Source organism: Nonomuraea jiangxiensis (genome assembly GCF_900099965.1).
Classification (GTDB): domain Bacteria; phylum Actinomycetota; class Actinomycetes; order Streptosporangiales; family Streptosporangiaceae; genus Nonomuraea; species Nonomuraea jiangxiensis.
This window is the reverse complement of the sequence record NZ_FNDJ01000009.1, coordinates 69,291-87,025: the sequence shown is the minus strand read 5'-3', so window position 1 is coordinate 87,025 and position 17,735 is coordinate 69,291. Positions and strand designations below refer to the sequence as shown.

General features: G+C 72.6%; 15 protein-coding genes. 9 read left to right on the top strand and 6 right to left on the bottom strand.

What is annotated here, in order from left to right:
- The first annotated feature begins 124 nt into the window (after window positions 1–124).
- Window positions 125–1,096, top strand: a complete 972-nt coding sequence (locus BLS95_RS20555; protein ID WP_090933614.1) for an excalibur calcium-binding domain-containing protein — start codon at window positions 125–127, stop codon at window positions 1,094–1,096.
- A gap of 42 nt (window positions 1,097–1,138) precedes the next feature.
- Here the strand turns inward: BLS95_RS20555 and BLS95_RS20550 are convergent, their stop codons facing one another.
- A complete protein-coding gene (locus BLS95_RS20550) occupies window positions 1,139–1,372 on the bottom strand; it encodes an EF-hand domain-containing protein (RefSeq protein ID WP_090933612.1) in 234 nt (77 codons plus the stop codon).
- Window positions 1,356–3,617 (bottom strand): xanthine dehydrogenase family protein molybdopterin-binding subunit, encoded by a 2,262-nt coding sequence (locus BLS95_RS20545; RefSeq protein ID WP_090933610.1) that lies wholly within the window; start codon window positions 3,615–3,617, stop codon window positions 1,356–1,358. The genes BLS95_RS20550 and BLS95_RS20545 overlap by 17 nt, the downstream gene beginning before the upstream one ends.
- Window positions 3,618–3,712: 95 nt before the next feature.
- Here BLS95_RS20545 and BLS95_RS20540 point away from each other — a divergent pair, with 95 nt between their 5' ends.
- Entirely contained in the window at window positions 3,713–5,209 is a 1,497-nt protein-coding gene (locus BLS95_RS20540; RefSeq protein WP_090933608.1) for a helix-turn-helix domain-containing protein, read from the top strand.
- Here the strand turns inward: BLS95_RS20540 and BLS95_RS20535 are convergent.
- Entirely contained in the window at window positions 5,200–8,055 is a 2,856-nt protein-coding gene (locus BLS95_RS20535; protein WP_090933606.1) for an AfsR/SARP family transcriptional regulator, read from the bottom strand. The two genes, BLS95_RS20540 and BLS95_RS20535, sit on opposite strands and share 10 nt — an antisense overlap.
- 444 nt (window positions 8,056–8,499) lie before the next feature.
- Between BLS95_RS20535 and BLS95_RS20530 the strand changes: the two genes are divergently transcribed.
- The 4 genes from BLS95_RS20530 (at window position 8,500) to BLS95_RS20515 (ending at window position 12,999) form a co-directional block, all read left to right on the top strand.
- Window positions 8,500–9,783, top strand: a complete 1,284-nt coding sequence (locus BLS95_RS20530) for a helix-turn-helix domain-containing protein (protein ID WP_090933604.1) — start codon at window positions 8,500–8,502, stop codon at window positions 9,781–9,783.
- Between the two features lie 44 nt (window positions 9,784–9,827).
- Entirely contained in the window at window positions 9,828–10,427 is a 600-nt protein-coding gene (locus BLS95_RS20525; RefSeq protein ID WP_090933602.1) for a copper resistance CopC family protein, read from the top strand.
- Entirely contained in the window at window positions 10,424–12,400 is a 1,977-nt protein-coding gene (locus tag BLS95_RS20520) for a bifunctional copper resistance protein CopD/cytochrome c oxidase assembly protein (RefSeq protein WP_090933600.1), read from the top strand. The genes BLS95_RS20525 and BLS95_RS20520 overlap by 4 nt, the downstream gene beginning before the upstream one ends.
- Window positions 12,401–12,609: 209 nt before the next feature.
- Window positions 12,610–12,999, top strand: coding sequence for a sensor histidine kinase (locus BLS95_RS20515; protein ID WP_090933596.1), 390 nt, complete (start codon window positions 12,610–12,612; stop codon window positions 12,997–12,999).
- Between the two features lie 61 nt (window positions 13,000–13,060).
- Here the strand turns inward: BLS95_RS20515 and map are convergent, their stop codons facing one another.
- Window positions 13,061–13,909 carry a type I methionyl aminopeptidase gene (gene map / locus BLS95_RS20510; RefSeq protein ID WP_090933594.1) on the bottom strand — a complete coding sequence of 283 codons (849 nt, stop codon included), beginning with the start codon at window positions 13,907–13,909 and terminating at the stop codon, window positions 13,061–13,063.
- 32 nt (window positions 13,910–13,941) lie between these two features.
- Between map and BLS95_RS55780 the strand changes: the two genes are divergently transcribed.
- Entirely contained in the window at window positions 13,942–14,118 is a 177-nt protein-coding gene (locus BLS95_RS55780) for a hypothetical protein (RefSeq protein ID WP_176993289.1), read from the top strand.
- 47 nt (window positions 14,119–14,165) lie between these two features.
- On the opposite strand, the gene BLS95_RS20505 is transcribed toward BLS95_RS55780, so the two are convergent.
- Window positions 14,166–14,795, bottom strand: a complete 630-nt coding sequence (locus BLS95_RS20505; protein WP_090933592.1) for a cyclase family protein — start codon at window positions 14,793–14,795, stop codon at window positions 14,166–14,168.
- Window positions 14,796–14,838: 43 nt separating this feature from the next.
- Here BLS95_RS20505 and BLS95_RS20500 point away from each other — a divergent pair, with 43 nt between their 5' ends.
- Window positions 14,839–15,789: a LysR family transcriptional regulator gene (locus BLS95_RS20500; protein ID WP_090933590.1), complete on the top strand. Its 951-nt coding sequence runs from the start codon at window positions 14,839–14,841 to the stop codon at window positions 15,787–15,789.
- A 26-nt stretch (window positions 15,790–15,815) separates the two neighbouring features.
- On the opposite strand, the gene BLS95_RS20495 is transcribed toward BLS95_RS20500, so the two are convergent.
- The gene (locus BLS95_RS20495; protein WP_090933588.1) at window positions 15,816–16,394 is read right to left on the bottom strand and encodes a hypothetical protein; all 579 of its coding nucleotides are present in this window, start codon (window positions 16,392–16,394) and stop codon (window positions 15,816–15,818) included.
- Between the two features lie 171 nt (window positions 16,395–16,565).
- Here BLS95_RS20495 and BLS95_RS20490 point away from each other — a divergent pair, with 171 nt between their 5' ends.
- Window positions 16,566–17,708, top strand: coding sequence for a lipase family protein (locus BLS95_RS20490; RefSeq protein WP_090933586.1), 1,143 nt, complete (start codon window positions 16,566–16,568; stop codon window positions 17,706–17,708).
- Window positions 17,709–17,735 lie beyond the last annotated feature (27 nt).

Genomic DNA, 17,735 nt, shown 5'->3' with positions numbered 1-17,735 from the left:
GCTCTTCCGCCCTCATTCTTCCCCGGTCTCAGGAAGGGTGCGGAATCTCCGTCTGATTACCTCGCTCGCACCGGTCCTCGATAAGCTCACCGGCAGCCCGCAGATCAGGATGAGGACGTCATCGATGGACAAGCCGGAAGAGCCGCCACCCGCGGACCCGGGGGAGCCGACGGCCAGCAGACTCACCACCATCGTGTTGATCGTCTCGCTGGTCCTGGTCGTCTTGGTCGCCGGCGTGCTCGGCACGGTCGCGGTTCTGATGACCAGGAGCCCGGACCAGCCCCTGCTCGGCGGCGCACCCCCACAGCAACTGTCGGTGCCCATCCACTTCGCCCCCGTGCGGGAGGCCAAGGCCGCGCCCTGCCCGGGCGAGCCGGCGGTGCTCGACGAGGAGGAGCGCACCTGCTATCTGCTGGAGGACGGCGTCACGGTCGGCGCCGTGCAGCAGATCGAGCCGGTACGGGAGAAGGACGGCCGGTACTCCGTGCGCATCGCCATCGCGCCGTCGTTCAAGCAGCGGCTGGCGGACCTGATCGACGAGCAGGTGCCCGAGCAGCGGCAGCTGGCGATCGTGCTGGCGCCGCAGGAGGCCGACGCGCCCAAGACCGTGCTGGCCGCGCCCGTCGTCACCCAGACCATGGACGGCGACAGCATGAGCATCTCGGGATTCACCAAGGAGCAGGCCGACGCGCTGGTGGCGCGCCTGCTGGGCAGCACGCCCAGCCCCACCGCCCCGACGAGCACGGGCACGGCCGGCCCGACGGACACGACAGGCACCACCGGACCGGGCACCACTGGCACCACCGGACCGGGCACCACTGGCACCACCGGCCCGGGCACCACAGGCACGACCGGCACCATCGGCCCGAACCCGGGCACCACCGGCACAACCGGCACGGGTGCCACCGGCACCACGAATCCCGGCGCCGGGGGGCCGGGCGGGACCGGCCGCGCCCTCGACAAGCGCTACGCGAGCTGCAAGGAGGCCGTGGCCGCCGGCGACGGCCCCTATTCCCGGGGGACGCACGAGGAGTACACCTGGTACACCGACGTGGACAACAACGGCGTGGCCTGCAACAGCGGAGACCTGCGCTAGCCGGAGCGGGCCGGCCGCGCCCCTAGCCGGCCGGGAGGCGGGTCACGCCTTCTCGTGCCGCCCGTGACCGACCAGGCCGACGAACTCCTCCAGCGCGACGGTTCCGTCCCCGTCGCTGTCGGCGGCGGCGATGAACGCCTCGACGTCGCTCTCGGACGCGCCCTGGCCGCCGAGCGCCTCGTTGGCCTTCCTGATCTCGTCGGCCGTCAGCAGCCCGTCGCCGTCGGCGTCGAAGCGCCTGAACTCCGCCTCGGCCGCCTCACGCGCGCTTGCCATCGGATACCCCCTTGTCGTGCCCCTTATCGAACAACGCGATATCTTCCGGCCTAATCGGAACGCGAGTCAACCTGAGGCCGGTCGCCGCGCGCACCGCGGCCGCGACGGCGGGGGTGGAGGACAGGGTCGGGGGCTCTCCGGCGCCGCGCAGGCCGTAGGGGGCCGCCGGATCCGGATTTTCCAGGATTTTCATCGTCATGGGCGGCATGTCGAGGATGGTGGGGATGAGGTAGTCGGTGAAGGAGGGGTTCAGCACCTGGCCGTCGCGGATCTGGATCTCCTCCATGAGCGCCAGCCCGAGCCCCTGCGCGGAGCCGCCGTGGATCTGGCCCTTCAGCGCCTGCGGGTTCAGGGCGCGGCCGACGTCCTGTACGGCGGCCAGCTCGACGACCTTGGTCAGGCCCAGCTCCACGTCCACGTCCACGACGGCCCGGTGCACGCACAGCGCGAGCTGCACGTGGGAGGACCCCTGCCCGGTGTCCCGGTCCATCGGGAAAGTGGGGCGGTGCCGGTATTCGCGCGTCTCCTCGATCGGCCCGTACGCCTCCAGCGCCTGCCTGGCGGGCAGCCCGTTGAAGCGCTCGCGCACGGCCAGGCAGGCGGCCCTGACCGCGCCGCCGGTGACGTACGACTGGCGCGAGGCCGACGACGAGCCCGCCGAGCCGACCGTGGTGTCGGCGGTGGCCACCGTGACGTCGTCGACGCCCAGCTCGGTCCGGGCGATCTGGGCCTGGATCGTGACCAGCCCCTGGCCCACCTCGGCCGCCGCCGTGTGCACCGTGACGTGCGGCTCGCCGCCGATCAGCTCGGCCCGCACCCTGGCCGTGGAGTAGTCGTCGAAGCCCTCGGAGAAGCAGATGTTCTTGATCCCGACGCCGTAGCCGACGCCGCGCCGCACGGCCTCGCCGCGGGTGGCCTGGGAGACCCCGCCCGGCATGGACCGCAGGTCCGCGGGCTGCTCCTCACCGGGCAGCGGCTCAGGCAGCGGCTCAGGCAGGGGCAGGGCCTCCAGCTCGCGCAGCATGTCCGCGAGCGGGGCGGGGGAGTCGATCACCTGGCCGGTGATGAGCCGGGAGCCCTGCGAGACGGCGTTGCGTACCCGGATCTCGACGGGGGACAGGCCGCACGCCTCGGCCAGGCGGTCCATCTGCGACTCGTAGGCGTAACAGGCCTGCACGGCGCCGAACCCGCGCATCGCGCCGCACGGCGGGTTGTTGGTGTAGACGCCGGTGGCCTCCACCCGCACGTTCGGCACCTCGTACGGGCCGACGCCCAGCGACGCGGCGTTGCCCACCACGGCGGGCGAGGAGGAGCAGTACGCGCCCCCGTCCAGCAGGATGTCGGCCTTGACGTAGACGAGTCTGCCGTCACGGGTGGCGCCGTGCTCGTAGCGCATCCGGGCCGGGTGACGGTGCACGTGCCCGAAGAACGACTCCTCACGACCGTAGACGATCTTCACGGGGCGGTTCAGCCGCAGGGCCAGCATGCAGGCGTGCACCTGCATCGACAGGTCCTCGCGGGCCCCGAACGCGCCGCCGACGCCCGACAGCGTCAGGCGTACCTTGTCGGGGGGCAGGCCGAGGCAGGGGGCGAGCTGGTCGCGGTCCACGTGCAGCCACTGGGTGGCGATGTAGAGGTCCACGCCGCCGTCCTCGGCGGGGACCGCCAGGCCGGACTCGGGGCCGAGGAAGGCCTGGTCCTGCATGCCGACCTCGTACTCGCCGGTGACGACGACCTCGGCCTCGAACGTGTCGCCGAGCCGTACCGGCTGGTGCCGTACGACGTCCCGGGACTCGCGGGGGTCGGTGACGGCGTCGCGGAGCTCGTAGTCGACCACGATGGCCGCGGCCGCCCTGCGGGCCGTCTCCGGATGGTCGGCGGCCACCAGCGCCACCGGCTCGCCCACGTGCCGGACCTGGTCGATGGCCAGCACCGGCTGGTCCTTGCGGTCCAGCCCGTAGAACTTCGCGCCCGGCACGTCCTCGTGCGTCAGCGCGGCCAGCACGCCCGGCAGCTTTAGCGCCGGGCCCACGTCGATCGAGCGGATCCAGGCCGACGGGTGCGGGCTGCGCAGCGTCGCGCCCCACACCATGCCCTCCAGCCAGAGGTCGGAGGCGTAGGCGAACTCGCCGGTCACCTTCAGCGTGGCGTCGGGCCGGCGGGCACTGTCGCCCACGCCCTGCCCGCTCACAAGGGGTCCGCCCGTGCCGGGTTCCCGCGTCCCGGGCAGCGTCGTCTCCGTCATCTTCCGAGTAGAGCACCGCCGCCCCGGCAGGTCCTATGCGCCCGATGTGAAATCCCTGTCAGCGCTTGTCCAGCTTGCCTTGTATATTCCTCCAAGTGCGCATCCGCGACCTGCTGGCCCTCGGCGAACCGCGCCTGACCCTGCTCGCCGGCGACCCGGGCGGCGAGTTCGGCACCGTGCACATCACCGACCTGCCCGAGCCGGGCCGCTACCTGTCCGGCGGCGAGCTGGTCCTGACCGGGCTGATGTGGTGGCACGGGCCGCAGGACTCGGCGCGGTTCGTGAACGCGCTGGTGGCGGCCGGGGTCGCCGCGCTCGGCGCCGGGCAGGCCCGGCTCGGCCACATCCCCGCCGACCTGGTGGCCGCCTGCAGGGATGCCGGGCTGCCGCTGGTCGAGGTGCCCACCGAGGTCTCCTTCCAGACGCTCACCGAGCTGGTCGAGCCGCGCCTGTCCGGTGACGTGCGCGACGCGCTCGGCCGCCACCGCAGGCTCGTCGCGGCCGTCGCCGAGGGCGCCGGCCTGCGCGAGCTGTTCGAGCTGACCGCCGCCGAGCTGGGCGTCACCGGCGCCGTGCTGTCCGCCGCGGGCTCGGCGATCGTCGGCGCCGTCCAGGATCCGGTACGCCTGGCACGGGCCTATCTGACGGCGCCCCGGCTGCCCGCGCGCGTCGGCGACCACACGATCTTCGCGGTCGGGCGCGGGCACCGGGCCGCGGGCTGGGCGCTGGCCTGCGACGGAGACCTGATCGGCCGGGCCGACCTCGGCTACGAGCTGGCGGCATGCGTGGCCCTCGAACGCAATCGGATCGAGGAGGGCCGCCGGGTCGAGCGCCGCCTGACCGGCCAGCTCGTCGTGGCCGCGCTGGCCGGGGCCGACGCGGCCGAGCTCAACGCCGGGCTGCGGACGTGCGGGATCGACGCGGCGGAGCCGTACGCGATCGTGAACGTCACCGCCCAGAGGCCCGGCGCCGCCCGCGGGCCCGACCCCGCCACGCTCGGCGGGCAGGTCGTGGAGGAGCTGCTGGGCCGCGAGGTGGCCGCGGCGGCGGGCCCGGACGGCGCGGTCGCCGTGGTGCCGCTGCGCGGGAGCACCGCGCCCGCGCTGGCCGACCGGTTGCGTGCCGGGACCGACGTGCTCGCGGCCCTGCCCGACACGCGCGTCTGCGTCGGGCTCAGCGGCGTGCTGACCGGAGCCGCCGCCGTCAAGGGCGGCGTCGAGGAGGCCGGGCACGCCAGGCGGCTGGCCGAGGCCCGCGCCGGCGGCGTGGTGACCAGCGACGAGATCTACACCCACGCGCTGCTGCTGGCCACGGTGCCGGGGGGCGTGCGCCGCTCGTTCGCGGCCCGGCTGCTGACGCCGCTGCTCGACTACGACCGCCGGCACCAGTCCGAGCTGGTGCGCACGCTGGAGATCTTCCTCGACTGCGCCGGCTCCTGGCACGCCTGCGCCGAGCGGCTCCACGTACACGTCAACACGGTGCGCTACCGCGTCCGCAGGATCGAGGAGCTCACCGGCCGGAACCTGGGGACGATGGCGGACCGGGTCGACTTCTTCCTGGCGCTCCGGGGCAGCGGGACCACTCACACGTAGTGCACGGGCGCGCTCCCGCGCGCCGCGTGCACGGCGGCCTGCTCCTCGGCGAGCAGCCGCTCCCAGCGGCGATGGCCCAGCCCGCGGAACGACACGGCGGCATCGGTGATGTGGAAGAGCGCCCGGCCGAGGTCGCCCAGCCTCCGGTACGTGCGCGACAGCCCGATCAGGCAGCGCAGCCTGCCGAGCCGGTAACCGTTCGGCCCGAACAACTCCAGCGCCCGGTGGAAGTGGTCCAGGGCCTGCTCCGGGTCGTCCAGATCGAGGCAGGTCTCGCCGAGCAGGAGGCGGACCCACGCCTGGTGGCCGGCGTCGCCCACCTTCTCGGCCTCGGCCAGCGCCTCGCGCAGTGTCTCGCGCGCCCTGCCGGGACGTCCGGAGCCCAGCTGGGCGGCTCCCATGGCCATCAGCGCGTACCGCACGCCGACGTGCGCGCCGATGCGCCTGGCCAGCACGAGCTGGCGTTCGGCCCAGGCCAGCGCCTCCTCGTGGCGCTCGCCCGAGTTGCTGGTGCTGGACAGGTTGCCCAGCGCGCGCATCTCGCCGAAGCTGTCGCCGAGCCGCCTGGCCAGCTCCAGCTCGGCCTGGAGGTGGGCGACGGCCTCGTCCGTGCGGTCCGTCAGGCGCAGGGCGTTGGCGATGCGGTCGTGCGCGAGCAGGGCGCTGGCCTCGTCCCCGAGCCGCTCGCTGACCCGCAGGACCAGGGTGTTCAGTTCCTTCGCCGCGGCCATCCTGTGGGCCCACTCCTGGTGCCAGACGAGGCCGAAGGCGAGGTTGACGCCGAGCCTGGCGATCGTCTCGTCGGGGGAGTTGAGCGCCTGGAGGGCCGCGGCGGTCAGCACGGCCTCCTCCTTGAGCAGCCAGGCCCGCGCCTCCTCGGCGGTGGCGACCGCGTGCGGGGCCGCGTCCACCGGGCTCGCCAGCTGCGTGCGGTGCGGGTCGCTGACATGGCTGGCCAGGCGCGCGGAGGCCGCGTAGTACGACAGCGCCCGGATCAGCGCGTCCCGGGAGCCGTCCGGCCGCAGCTCGCTCGCGAAGAGCCGGACGAGGTCGTGCAGCTGGTAGCGGTCACCGTCGGCGCGGTCGAGCAGGTGCGCGTCCACCAGCCGCTCCAGGGCCGGCTCGGCCTCCGCCTCCGGCGCGCCGAGCAGCGCCCCCGCCGCCTCGGCGGTCACCTCGGGCACGTGCAGCAGGCCGAGCAGCGACAGGGTGTGCGCGGCCAGCCGGTCCACGGGGCGGGCGCCGCGTTCGAGCGCGGTGCGGCTGGCGGCCAGGCTGGAGCGGACGGCCAGGTCGCCCGCCGCGAGCTCGTGCAGGCGCCTCCGCTCGTCGCTCAGGCGGTCCGCGAGCGCCGACACGCTCCAGTCGGGCCGGCCGGCCAGGCGCGCCCCGGAGATGCGCAGGGCCAGTGGGAGGCCCTCGCACAGGCGGACGAGCCTGGCCGTCGCGTCCGTGTCGGCCGAGACCCGGACCACGCCGGCGAGCTTGGCCAGCATCGTGGCCGACTCGGCGGGGGACATCCTGCCGAGCTCGACCTGGCAGGCGTCCTCACCCCAGGCCATGGACTCGCGGCTGGTCACCAGCAGCGCGCTGCCGTGCGGAACCGCCAGCAGCGGCCTGATCTGCGCGAGGTCCGCGGCGTCGTCCAGGAGCGCGAGCACCCGCCGGCCGTGCAGGTGTCCGCGCCACACGGCCGCCGCCTCGTCCAGGTCGGCGGGCACGGAGCCGGCCGCCACGCCGAGCGCGCGCAGGAACCGGCCGAGCACCTCGAGCGCGGTGAGGGCGGGCAGCTCGGGCGTGGCGCCGCGGCAGTTCACATAGAGCCGGCCGTCGGGGAAGCGGTCCTGCACCTGGTGGGCCACCTGGAGGGCGAGCGCGGACTTGCCGACGCCCGGCGGGCCGGAGATGATCGTCAGCGGGCTGGGCGGCGAGGCGTCCCAGGGGGCCAGGTGCCCCTTCAGCCGCACGATCTCCCGCGTCCTGCCGACGAACCCCGCCAGCGGGCGGGGCAACTGGTGCGGGAGCGGTGCCCGGGGGGTCGCGGAGGGCTGCGGGGCCTGCCTCGGTGGGGCCGCCTGGGCCCGCAGCACCATCTGGTGGCACTCCCGTAAGCCCGCGCCGGGTGACAGGCCCAGCTCCTCGGCGAGCAGCCGCCGGCCCTCATCGTAGGCGTCCAGCGCCTCGGCCCGGCGCCCCGAGCGGAGCAGGGCCGTCATGAGCAGCTCGCGTACGCGCTCGCGCAGGGGGTGGCGGCGGGTGAGGTCGTACAGTTCCTCGGTGATCTCGTGGTGGCGGCCCAGCCGGAGCAGGCTCTCCGCCCGCTGCTCGAACGCCGACAGCCGGAGCTGCTCCAGGCGGGCGCGCTCGCGCTCCGCGAAGGGCCCGGACAGGCCGCTCAGCGCGGTCCCGCGCCACATCGCCAAGGACTCGTCGAGGTGCCGTACGGCCTGGAGGTCGTCACCGGCCAGCCGGCTGCTGCCCGCCTCCCCGAGCCGCTGGGCGAACAGCAACGCGTCCACTTGGGTGGGCTCCAGGCACAGAACGTAACCGGCCGCGGTCCCCGCCAGCAGCCGGGACGGCTCGCGGCGCTTACGGGCGGGCTCGAAGGCGCGGCGCAGGCCGGCGACGTAGGTGTAGACGCTCTGCTCGGCGTTGCGCGGGGCGTCCTGGCCCCAGAGGCCGGCGACCAGCTGGGTCATCGGGACGGGGCGGGCCGCGGCCGAGGCGAGGATCGCCAGCGTGGCCTGCTGCCTGGCCGGTCCGAGATCGATGAACTCCTCGACGGCCCCGCGCCGGTGCTCGCCGGTCACCGCTCCGAGAAGGCGGATGAACAAGCCGTCGCTCACTCGGTCTCCAAGATCCGATCCGATCCGGCAACGTACTCATCGTCGCGGCGGCCTACAGCGAACCAGGCCGATGTAGGCCGAATGTAGACGGGCCCGACTAAACTTGAGAAATAGACAGCGTGGAGGGCCGGCAGTGGGGGCACACGTGGCGCGCGACGCGTCTCGTCCACGGTGACGTGTCTGCGGGGGCACGGTGCGGTTTCGTGCCCGGGGCCGGGGCGTGCACCCCCTCCTGCCATGCCTAACTCAGCAGCAGAGGCTTGAGTCCTGCTGGCTGGCGAGGATAGGAGACGATTCGGCACTCACGGTCGTACCATTACTTGCACTGGACACCGCGACCGCGATCACGGTGACCAGTGCGGACAGGGCAATGCGCATACGCATGGGGGTTCTCCCTCGCCTATGTGGGGTTGCTCGGACTAATCTTCTCAGGGAGCGACGGCTGTGACCACATCTGACCTGGTAGGACTCCGCATTAAGACGGTTCGGCGACAACGCGGCCTGTCCCAGGCGCAGCTGGCGCACCCCGAGTTGTCTGACAGCTACGTATCGTTGATCGAGAGTGGCAAGCGTACCCCGACTCCTGCCGTTCTAGAGTTGCTGGCCCAGAAATTGGACTGCTCGCTGTCCTATCTGCTCAACGGCGTGACCGCCGAGCAGATGGAGGACATCGAGCTGGCGCTCGGTTACGCGCGGCTGGCCCTGGAGAACGGTGAGGTCAGAGAAGCCCGCGTTCGCTTCGCCGAGCTGCTGGCGAACAACAACCTGACAGGGCTGACCACGCTTCGTCAAGACACCGAATTCGGCCTGGCTCTCGCCCTCGAGGCCTGCGGCGACATCGACGACGCGATTTCCCTTCTGCTCAAGCTCCGCGACGAGGAGCTGTCACCTGATCGACGCATAGAGGTCGCGGTGGTGCTCTGCCGCGCCTACCGCGAGAGCGAGCGGTTGACGGAGGCCGTCGAGGTGGGGGAGCAGATGCTGGGAGGCGTCGCCCGCCTGCCCTGGACCGATCGCCTCATCGAGCTGGGCGCCACCCTGCTGGCGGCCTATATATGGCGCGGCGACATGCTGCGGTCCCGTCAGTTCGCGGCCGAGCTGCTCAACGCGGCCGACGCGCTCGGCACGCCGCGGTCGATCGTGGCCGCCAACTGGAACGCCTCCGAAGTCGCCCGCCTCACCGGCCACGGCGAGGAGGCTCTGTCCTTCGCCGAGCGGGCGATGGCGGTGCAACTGGAGAACGGCCAGCCGCGCAGCATCGCCAGGATGCGCCTGATGCTCCTGCAGAAGCGGCTCGAGTCGCGACCGGCCGAGGCCGAGGCCGTCCGCGACGCGCTGCGCGCGACAGTCACCGAGTTCGAGCAGACCTCGACCAGCGTGATCGACCGGGCCCGCGTTCACGTGGAGCTGGCCCGCGCCGAATACATGACCGGTGACTTCGACAAGGCCGTCGAGCACGCCGTGATCGGCAGGGACCTGCTGCCCGAGTTCGGGCACGCGCTGGGTGCCGAGGCCAATCTCGTGCTCGGCCGGGTCTACGGCAGCGTCGGGCGCGCCGCCGAGGGCCTCGACCACGTGGCCTCCGTGCGCGACTGGCTGACGCCGCTGCCCGACTCCCGCCGCTCGGCCTCCACCTGGTACGCCACGGCGGAGACGATCGAGCAACTGGGCGACGACGACGGGGCGGTGGAGGCTTACCAGCGGGCGCTGGCCTGCGCGGGCGTCTAGGGGGGTGAGGACCGGGCACTGGCGTCGGTAGCCTTAGGGGTGACATGAAGAGAACCCCGCTCGCGGCCCTCACCGCGATCATCGCCGCCCTGCTCGTGTCCGGCACCGCCGCTCCGGCGCTGGCCCACGACGCGCTCAAGAGCAGTTCCCCGGCCAAGGGCGCAGAGGTCGAGTCCCTCGACGAGGTCACGCTCGAGTTCACGGCCAATGTGCGCATGCCGTTCGTGATCGTGCGCGGCCCCGGCGACGCCGAGCACCAGAGCGGCAAGCCCGAGCTGGACGGCAAGGTGGTGACGCAGGCGGTCGAGGGGCCGTTGCCCGACGGGAAATACACGATCGCCTACCGCGTCGTCTCCTCCGACGGGCACCCCATCGAGGGGGAGATCCCGTTCCGGGTGGAGGGGGCGGAGACGCCCTCGCCCAGCCCCAGCCAGACGTCCTCGGACGCGGCTTCCGCCGCGGCGGCCCCGGCGACCTCCGGGCCGCCCGCGACGGCGAGCTCCAGCCCGCCCGCGGCGACGATCGAGGCCGACGAGGCCGCGGCCGAAGGGGTGACCTTCCCCGTGTGGCTGATCGTCGTGGTGGGCGCGCTCATCGGCATCGGCATCGGGTTCCTGCTCAGCGCGCGGAGAGGCAAGTCATGAGCCGGGCGGTGCGTCTCGGGTTCGCGGGGGCGGTGGCCGCGGTCGTCGCCCTGGTGATCGGCATGATCGCCGGGGGCAGGGCGTTCCCCAGGATCATTCCGGGGCTGCCGGACGCCGGGGTGGTCGTGCGGTGGGGCCTGCCGGTGACCAAGCTGCTCATGGACCTGGCGGGCTTGGCCACCGTCGGCCTGCTGCTGACGGCCGCCCTGCTGCTGCCCAACGACAAGGGCATGCTCGGCAAGTCCGCGATCGAATACGTCAAGGCCGCCTCCTGGGCGGCGCTGGTCTGGGCCGGGGCGGCGTTCCTGTCCATCGTGTTCGGGGCCGCCGACTCCATCGGCCGGACCGTGCCCCAGATCCTCGAACGCACCATCCTCACCAGCTACGCCACCCAGACCACACAGGGGGTGGCGCTCACGCTCGTGGTGCTGTTCGGGGTGGCCATCGCGCTGTTCTCGCGCGGCGCCATCACCGCGGGCGCCACGGCGGGGCTGCTGGTGTTCGCCCTGGTGACGATGTTGCCCGTGCCGCTCACCGGGCACACCTCCTCCTCTCCCAACCATGACCTGGCCACCTCGTCGGTGTCGCTGCACCTGCTCGCGCTCGCCCTGTGGGTGGGCGGGCTGGTCGTGGTCTCGACGCACGCCATACGCAAGCAGCCGCAACTCGACGTGGCCGCCGCCCGCTTCTCCAAGATGGCGCTGTGGTGCTACGTGGCCGTGGGGCTGTCGGGCGTGTTCAGCCTGGTCGCGCGGCTGGGCGCGGTGTCCGACCTGTGGACCTCCGAGTACGGCCTGCTGGCCGTGGCCAAGATCGTGGCCTTCGTGCTGCTCGGCTACGTGGGCTACTGGCACCGGCAGCGCACGCTGGTCGACCTGGAGGCGGGGCGGCCCCGGGCCTTCACCCGGCTGGCCGGGGGCGAGACGCTGCTCATGCTCGCCACCGTCGGCGTGGCCGTGGCGCTGTCGCGCACGCCGCCGCCCGAGTTCAGCGTGCCCGCCGACCGGGCCTTCGAGCTGCTCGGCTTTCCCCTGCCCGCGGAGATCACGCTCGGAAACGTGTTCACGCTGTGGTGGTTCGACCTGTTCTTCGCCGCGGTCGCGCTCCTGCTGGCCCTGCTTTATGTGCTGGGCGTGTGGCGGCTCGGCCGGCGCGGCGACCGCTGGCCCGTGAGCCGTACGGTCTCGTGGCTGGTGGGTGTGGCGCTGCTGGTGTTCGCCACGCAGAGCGGGCTGGCCCGCTACGCCAAGGTCATGTTCGACATGCACATGATCGAGCACATGACGCTCTCCATGATCGTGCCGATCTTCCTCGTCCTCGGCGCGCCCGTGACGCTGGCGCTGCGGGCCCTGAAACCGGCCGCCAAGCGGGGTGACCGGGGCCCGCGGGAGTGGCTCACCACGATCCTGCACAGCCGGTTCACGAAGGTGATCACGCATCCGGTGGTCGCCACCTCGATCTTCGTCGGCTCGACGTACGCGCTCTACTTCACGTCGTTGTTCGAGTCGGCCATGACCGAGCACCTCGGGCACATCTGGATGACGCTGCACTTCCTGATCAGCGGCAGCCTGTTCTTCTGGGTGATCATCGGGGTCGACCCGGGCCCGAACCGGCTGCCGTACTTCGGGCGGCTCCTGATGCTCTTCGTCACCATGCCGTTCCACGCGTTCTTCGGGATCGCGCTGATGATGATGGGCTCGGTGATCGCCTCGGGCTGGTACGAGCAGCTCGGGCGCACCTGGGGCGACACCCTGCTGCAGACGCAGCGGGACGGCGGGGCGATCGCGTGGGGGTTCGGCGAGATCCCGACACTGATCGTGCTGCTGACCATCGCCGTGCAGTGGTATCGGGACGACGACCGGCAGGCCCGGCGGGCCGACCGCAGGGCCGAGCGCACCGGCGCCGGGGATCCGGAGCTTGACTCCTACAACGCCTATCTCGCCCGTCTCAACCGGGCTGACAAGGGCGAGTAGCCGTTCGGCCATGCCCTGCTATCTTCCGACTACAAGTCTCTGGACACGCCGGGTAGCCTTTCTCCCAGGGGAGACGGGTATAACCCCATCAGCTAGCGTGCGCAGCCTCTGAGGGGAGGGCTCGCACCGCTCGATGGGAGTGCCGGAGTTGGGGCCGGTGTCTGCCCGGGTGCCAAGGAAGGCGAGAACCATTGTCGGAAGAGACGCGGATGCGCGGGGGGCAGAGCCTGGCCGAAGCGCTCGAGGGCTGTCTGGCCGAGTGGTCGGAGCAGACGGGGATCGCCGTCGAGACCTGGGCGCTGCCCGCCACGGACGTGCCGTCGCCCGTTTCCAGCGGCGTCATGACGACGATGCGCGAGGCGCTGTCCAACGTCGAGAAGCACAGCAGGGCCCGGACCGTGTCCGTGGCCGTCACCGTCGGCCGGAGCGGGCTGCGGATGACCATCAGTGACAACGGCCAGGGGTTCACCCTGACGCGCGCGGGGCGGGGGATCGCCCGGATGCGGGCGGCCTTCGCGGAGATCGGCGGCAGCCTGTCGGTCAGCAGTGTGCTGGGAGAGGGCACGACGGTGACGGGGACGGTCCCCACGCGCCGGTGACCTGTGCGGTGCCGCCCCGGGGGTGTCGTCGCCCCGGGCGGCGCTGCGCGGTCCGGGGCGCTCAGGGGAGGGTGAGGATCTCGCTGCCCGTGTCCGTCACCAGGATCGTGTGCTCGAACTGGGCCGTACGCTTGCGGTCCTTGGTCACGGCCGTCCACTTGTCGGGCCAGATGTCGTAGTCGATCGTGCCCAGCGTCAGCATCGGCTCGATCGTGAACGTCATGCCGGGCACCAGCTCCACCCGCAGCGACGGGTCGTCGTAGTGGGGCACCATGAGGCCGGAGTGGAAGGTCGTGCCGATGCCGTGACCGGTGAAGTCGCGCACCACCCCGTAGCCGAAGCGCTTGGCGTAGGCCTCGATGACCCGGCCCACCACGTTGAGCTGGCGGCCCGGCGCGACGGCCTTGATCGCGCGCATCATCGCCTCGCGCGTGCGCTCCACCAGCAGCCGCGACTCCTCGTCCACCGTGCCCACCAGGTAGGTCGCGTCGGTGTCGCCGTGCACGCCGCCGATGTAGGCGGTGATGTCGATGTTGATGATGTCGCCGTCGCGCACCACGGTGTCGTCGGGGATGCCGTGGCAGATGACCTCGTTGATCGAGGTGCACAGCGACTTCGGATAGCCCTTGTAGCCGAGCGTGCTCGGATAGGCGCCGTGGTCGATGAGGAACTCGTGGCCGATCCGGTCGAGCTCGTCGGTGGTGACGCCCGGCCGGATGTGCCTGCCGACCTCCTCCAGCGCCTGCGCGGCGATCCTGCCCGCCACCCGCATGCGCTCGATGGTCTCCGGGGATTTCACGTCGGACTCGCCGGTCCTGGGGCGCTTCTTGCCGACGTACTCCGGCCGCTCGATGTGGGCGGGAACCTTTCGCATGGGCGAGACTCGCCCGGGCTGGAGCAGTGTCGTCATGAAACCTGAGTCTACGGGGCAGAATTGACCACGTGAGCGAAGGCCAGTGGTGGTTCTGTCTCAAGCACATGCGGGTCGAGCCCGACGCGGGCTGCCCCAACAAGGATCGGATGGGTCCCTACGTGTCCGAGGAGGAGGCGGCGGGCGCCCTGCGCCGCGCCGCCGAACGCAACAAGGCCTGGGACGAGGCGGACAAGGACGACGACTAGCGGGCGCGGCCGCGCAAGCCGGTCGGCGGTCCACCGGTGGTGGCCTGTCAGGGCACGATGGCGTAGGCCCTGACGGGAAACGTGCCCAGGCCGGCGAACGGCGGTGGCGCGGCGTGGAAGCGGAAGCCGTCGTCGGGCAGCGCGGCCAGGCCGGTCAGGTGTTCCACCAGGGGGATGCCCGCCCGGAGCAGGACGGTGTGCGCGGGGCGTTCCCCGTGCGCCGGGGTGTCGTCGATGTTCAGGGAGTCGATGCCCACCAGCGCCGCGCCCTGTTCTGCCAGCCACGCCGCCGACTCGGGCGCGAGGTAGGGGTGGCCGTGCGCGTAGGCGTCGGTGCCGAAGTGGCGGTCCCAGCCGGTGTGGATCAGTACGGCCCGCCCGCGTACGCCGTGGGTCCGGTCGATCGTCACCGCCCGCCCGTCCCCGGCGGCGGCCTGCCGGGTTGCCCGGATGACCAGGCCGGGGAGGTCGACGAGGCTGGTCAGGGGCGTTCGTGACAAGTCCCGGCCGTCGGCGTAGCGGTGGTAGGGCGTATCCACGTAGGTGCCGGTGTTGGAGGCCAGGGTGATCATGCCGATGTGGAACTCCGTGCCCGGCGCGTACACCTCGCGGGAGTCCTCCCTGCTCAGGTGGACGCCCAGCCGGGGGGCGGGGATGCTGGGGGAATTTGGATGTATAGCACAAGTAAAGCTTCATTAAGCAAGGCGTAAGCTGACCTGTATGGACATTGATCCTCGGCGGCTGCGTGTCCTGCACGAGGTCGCCCGCCGTGGCGGTGTGATACGGGCCGCCGAGGCACTCCACCTGACCCCCTCCGCGGTCTCCCAGCAGCTCGCCCAGCTGGAGCGCGAGGTCGGTCTCGCCCTCATCGACCGCTCCCAGCGCAGCGTCTCCCTCACGCCGGCCGGGCGGGTGCTGGCCGGCTACGCCGAACGGGTCGAGGAGGAGCTGACGGAGGCGCGGCGGGAGCTCACCCGGTTCACCGAGCGGCTGGCCGGGCCGGTGCGCATCGCCGCCTTCCCCACGGTCATCAGGCACGTGCTGGTGCCCGCCATACGCGAGCTCGCCGCCTGCCATCCGAAGATCGTCCCGGTCATCCACGAGGTCTACGGGCAACCCGCGCTGCGGGAGCTGCGCCTGGGCTCGGTGGACCTGCTCATCACCGAGCAGGACATGGGCCTGCCCACGCTCCCGCAGCCGTCGCTGAGCACGCGGCTGCTGTACGTGGACGAGTACCGCATCGTGCTGCCCCCCGACCTGCCGGACCCGCCCCGTACGGTCGCGGACCTGGCGCGACTGCCGTGGGTGGCCGGGGAGCCGACCCAGGCGACCGGTCAGGCCCTGGAGCGGCTGGCCGGGCTGCACGGGTTCGAGCCGCGCAAGTCGCACGTCATCTCGGACTTCGAGTCCGCGCTCGCGCTGGTGGCCGCCGGGCACGGGGTGGCGATCGTGCCCACGCTGGCCCTGCTGGACGTGCCCGCGGGCGAGGTGCGGGTGAGCGAACTGCGCGAGGTGGGCGAGCGCAGGCTGGACGCCGTCACGCGGGTCGGCCGTACCCGGTCGGGCGAGCCGGACCCGGTGCAGGCCGTGGTGATCCGCGCGATCGAGGAGGCCACGGCGGCGTTGGAGTCGACGCTGCGCGTCCGTCTCGGCCCGTCCCCCCAGGAGTGACGCGGCCGGGGATGCCGGGCGGGTCGTCAGTCGGTCATCTGGGGGCCGCTGACCTTGTCCAGCAGGCGGGCCAGACGGTCGCGGAGGCGGGTGCGCTGCTCCACCTCGCCGGCCGCCGCGCTCACCAGGTGCTGGGCGCCGTCGAACGTCACCAGCCCGTCCAGCGGCACCGCGATCGCGTCGTGCGCCAGCCCGGCCAGCTCCGGGTCGCCGCCCTCGATCGCCAGGATGGTCGCCCCGGTGCGGCGGGCGTCGTCGACGCGTTCGAGCAGCGGGACCGGTGCCCGCTGCTCCGTCAGCACGAACAGCGTCTCGCCGCGGGCCGCCTGCTCCAGGCGGTCGAGCCCGACGCTCAGGTGGGCGGGCGCGCCCGGGGGCGGTGACCAGCGCACCAGGGTCGGCGCGAGCTGCGGCAGTCCTGACAGCCTGGCCTCGTCGCTGAGATGCGCGGTCACGTGCCAGGGCTCCTCGTCCGGCGTGCCCACCACCAGCAGGCCACCCGGCGAACGGGTGGCGCGCAGGGCCAGGCCCAGCTCGCGGGTGCGCTCCAGCCAGCCGGTTTCCGCCAGGAGTTCGCGGAGGAAGGCCACCGATCCCGAGTCCATGACCCCATGGTGCCTGACCGGGCACCGCGGGGTGGCTGATTCGGGAGTGATGGGTTGACACAGGCTGTGTTTTCCCGTCATTTCGGGCCTTGACATGGAGTTACCCTCGGGTAACGATCGGCTCGCGGCGCCGCCGTCCCAGTATGTGATCCTCAGGGAGAAGGGCGGCTCATGAAGCTACGTGTCCGCGTCAGCATGTCCGCGATCCTGTTATCGATCATGTCCCTCGTCGCGGCCCCGGCCCACGCCGCGGCCTCGGGGGACGTGGTCTCCGCCCAGCCCACCACCGTCTACCTCCTGCCGGGCAGGCTGCTGGAGGTGCCCGTCAACGCCTGGCACCTGCTCTACCGGTCCACCTCCGCCACCGGCGCGCCCAACACGGTCTCCGGCACGCTGCTGGTGCCCAAGGGGAGCTACCCGCTCGGCCCGCGCCCGATCGTCGGGTACGCCACCGGCACCCACGGCCTCGGCGACCAGTGCGCCCCCTCGGTCAGCATGAGCCAGGGCCGCGAGGCCGAGCTCGCGCTGGTGAGCCTGTTCCTGCTCAAGGGGTTCGCGGTGGCCGTGACCGACTACGAGGGGCTCGGGACGCCGGGGCCGCACACGTACATGGCCGGGATCTCGCAGGGGCACGCCGTGCTCGACTCGATCAGGGCCGCGACCCGCGTGTCCGGCGCCGGGCTGTCCACCCGGGCGCCCGTGGCCGTGATGGGCTACTCCCAGGGCGGCGCGTCGGCCGCCTGGGCCGCCCAGCTGCAGCCCGCGTACGCGCCCGAGCTCCGGCTCAGGGGCGTCGCCGCCGGAGGCGTGCCGGCCGACCTGCACGCCGTCGCCGACCACCTGGACGGCGGCGCCGACTTTGGATTGGCCGCCGCGGCCGGGGTGGGGCTGGACGCCGCCTACCCCGAGCTCGACCTGTCGGCCGACCTCAACGACCGGGGCCGGGCCCTGCTCGCCGACGCCGCCGACGACTGCGTGGACGACCTCGGCAAGCTGGCCGGGCTGAGCTTCTCCGACCTGAGCCCGGTCGACCTGCTGAACCAGCCGAAGTGGCTGGCCCGCCTGGCCGAGAACCGGCTGGGGGCCGTCGCGCCGCGGGTGCCGATGTTCCTGTACCACGGGCGGGGGGACCAGATCATTCCCCTCGCGGTCGGGTCCACGCTGCGGTCGGAGTACTGCCGGGCGGGCGTGAACGTGCGCTGGACCGCGCTGCCCGCGCCCGACCACGTCACAGGAGCCGTCGAAGGCGGGCCGCTGGCCGTCGAGTGGCTGGCGCTGCGGGTGTACGGGTTGCCGGCGTTCGGCAACTGCTGACCGGCCGCGCCGGGCCCGGCTGCTCCC

Bases quoted from the DNA above. Each gene is read 5' to 3' on its own strand.
- BLS95_RS20490 (WP_090933586.1), top strand. From the start codon at position 16,566: ATGAAGCTACGTGTCCGCGTCAGCATGTCCGCGATCCTGTTATCGATC.
- BLS95_RS20545 (WP_090933610.1), bottom strand. From the start codon at position 3,617: ATGACGGAGACGACGCTGCCCGGGACGCGGGAACCCGGCACGGGCGGA.
- BLS95_RS20555 (WP_090933614.1), top strand. From the start codon at position 125: ATGGACAAGCCGGAAGAGCCGCCACCCGCGGACCCGGGGGAGCCGACG.
- BLS95_RS20495 (WP_090933588.1), bottom strand. From the start codon at position 16,394: ATGGACTCGGGATCGGTGGCCTTCCTCCGCGAACTCCTGGCGGAAACC.
- BLS95_RS20520 (WP_090933600.1), top strand. From the start codon at position 10,424: ATGAGCCGGGCGGTGCGTCTCGGGTTCGCGGGGGCGGTGGCCGCGGTC.
- BLS95_RS20550 (WP_090933612.1), bottom strand. From the start codon at position 1,372: ATGGCAAGCGCGCGTGAGGCGGCCGAGGCGGAGTTCAGGCGCTTCGAC.
- BLS95_RS20525 (WP_090933602.1), top strand. From the start codon at position 9,828: ATGAAGAGAACCCCGCTCGCGGCCCTCACCGCGATCATCGCCGCCCTG.
- BLS95_RS20515 (WP_090933596.1), top strand. From the start codon at position 12,610: ATGCGCGGGGGGCAGAGCCTGGCCGAAGCGCTCGAGGGCTGTCTGGCC.
- BLS95_RS20500 (WP_090933590.1), top strand. From the start codon at position 14,839: ATGGACATTGATCCTCGGCGGCTGCGTGTCCTGCACGAGGTCGCCCGC.
- map (WP_090933594.1), bottom strand. From the start codon at position 13,909: ATGACGACACTGCTCCAGCCCGGGCGAGTCTCGCCCATGCGAAAGGTT.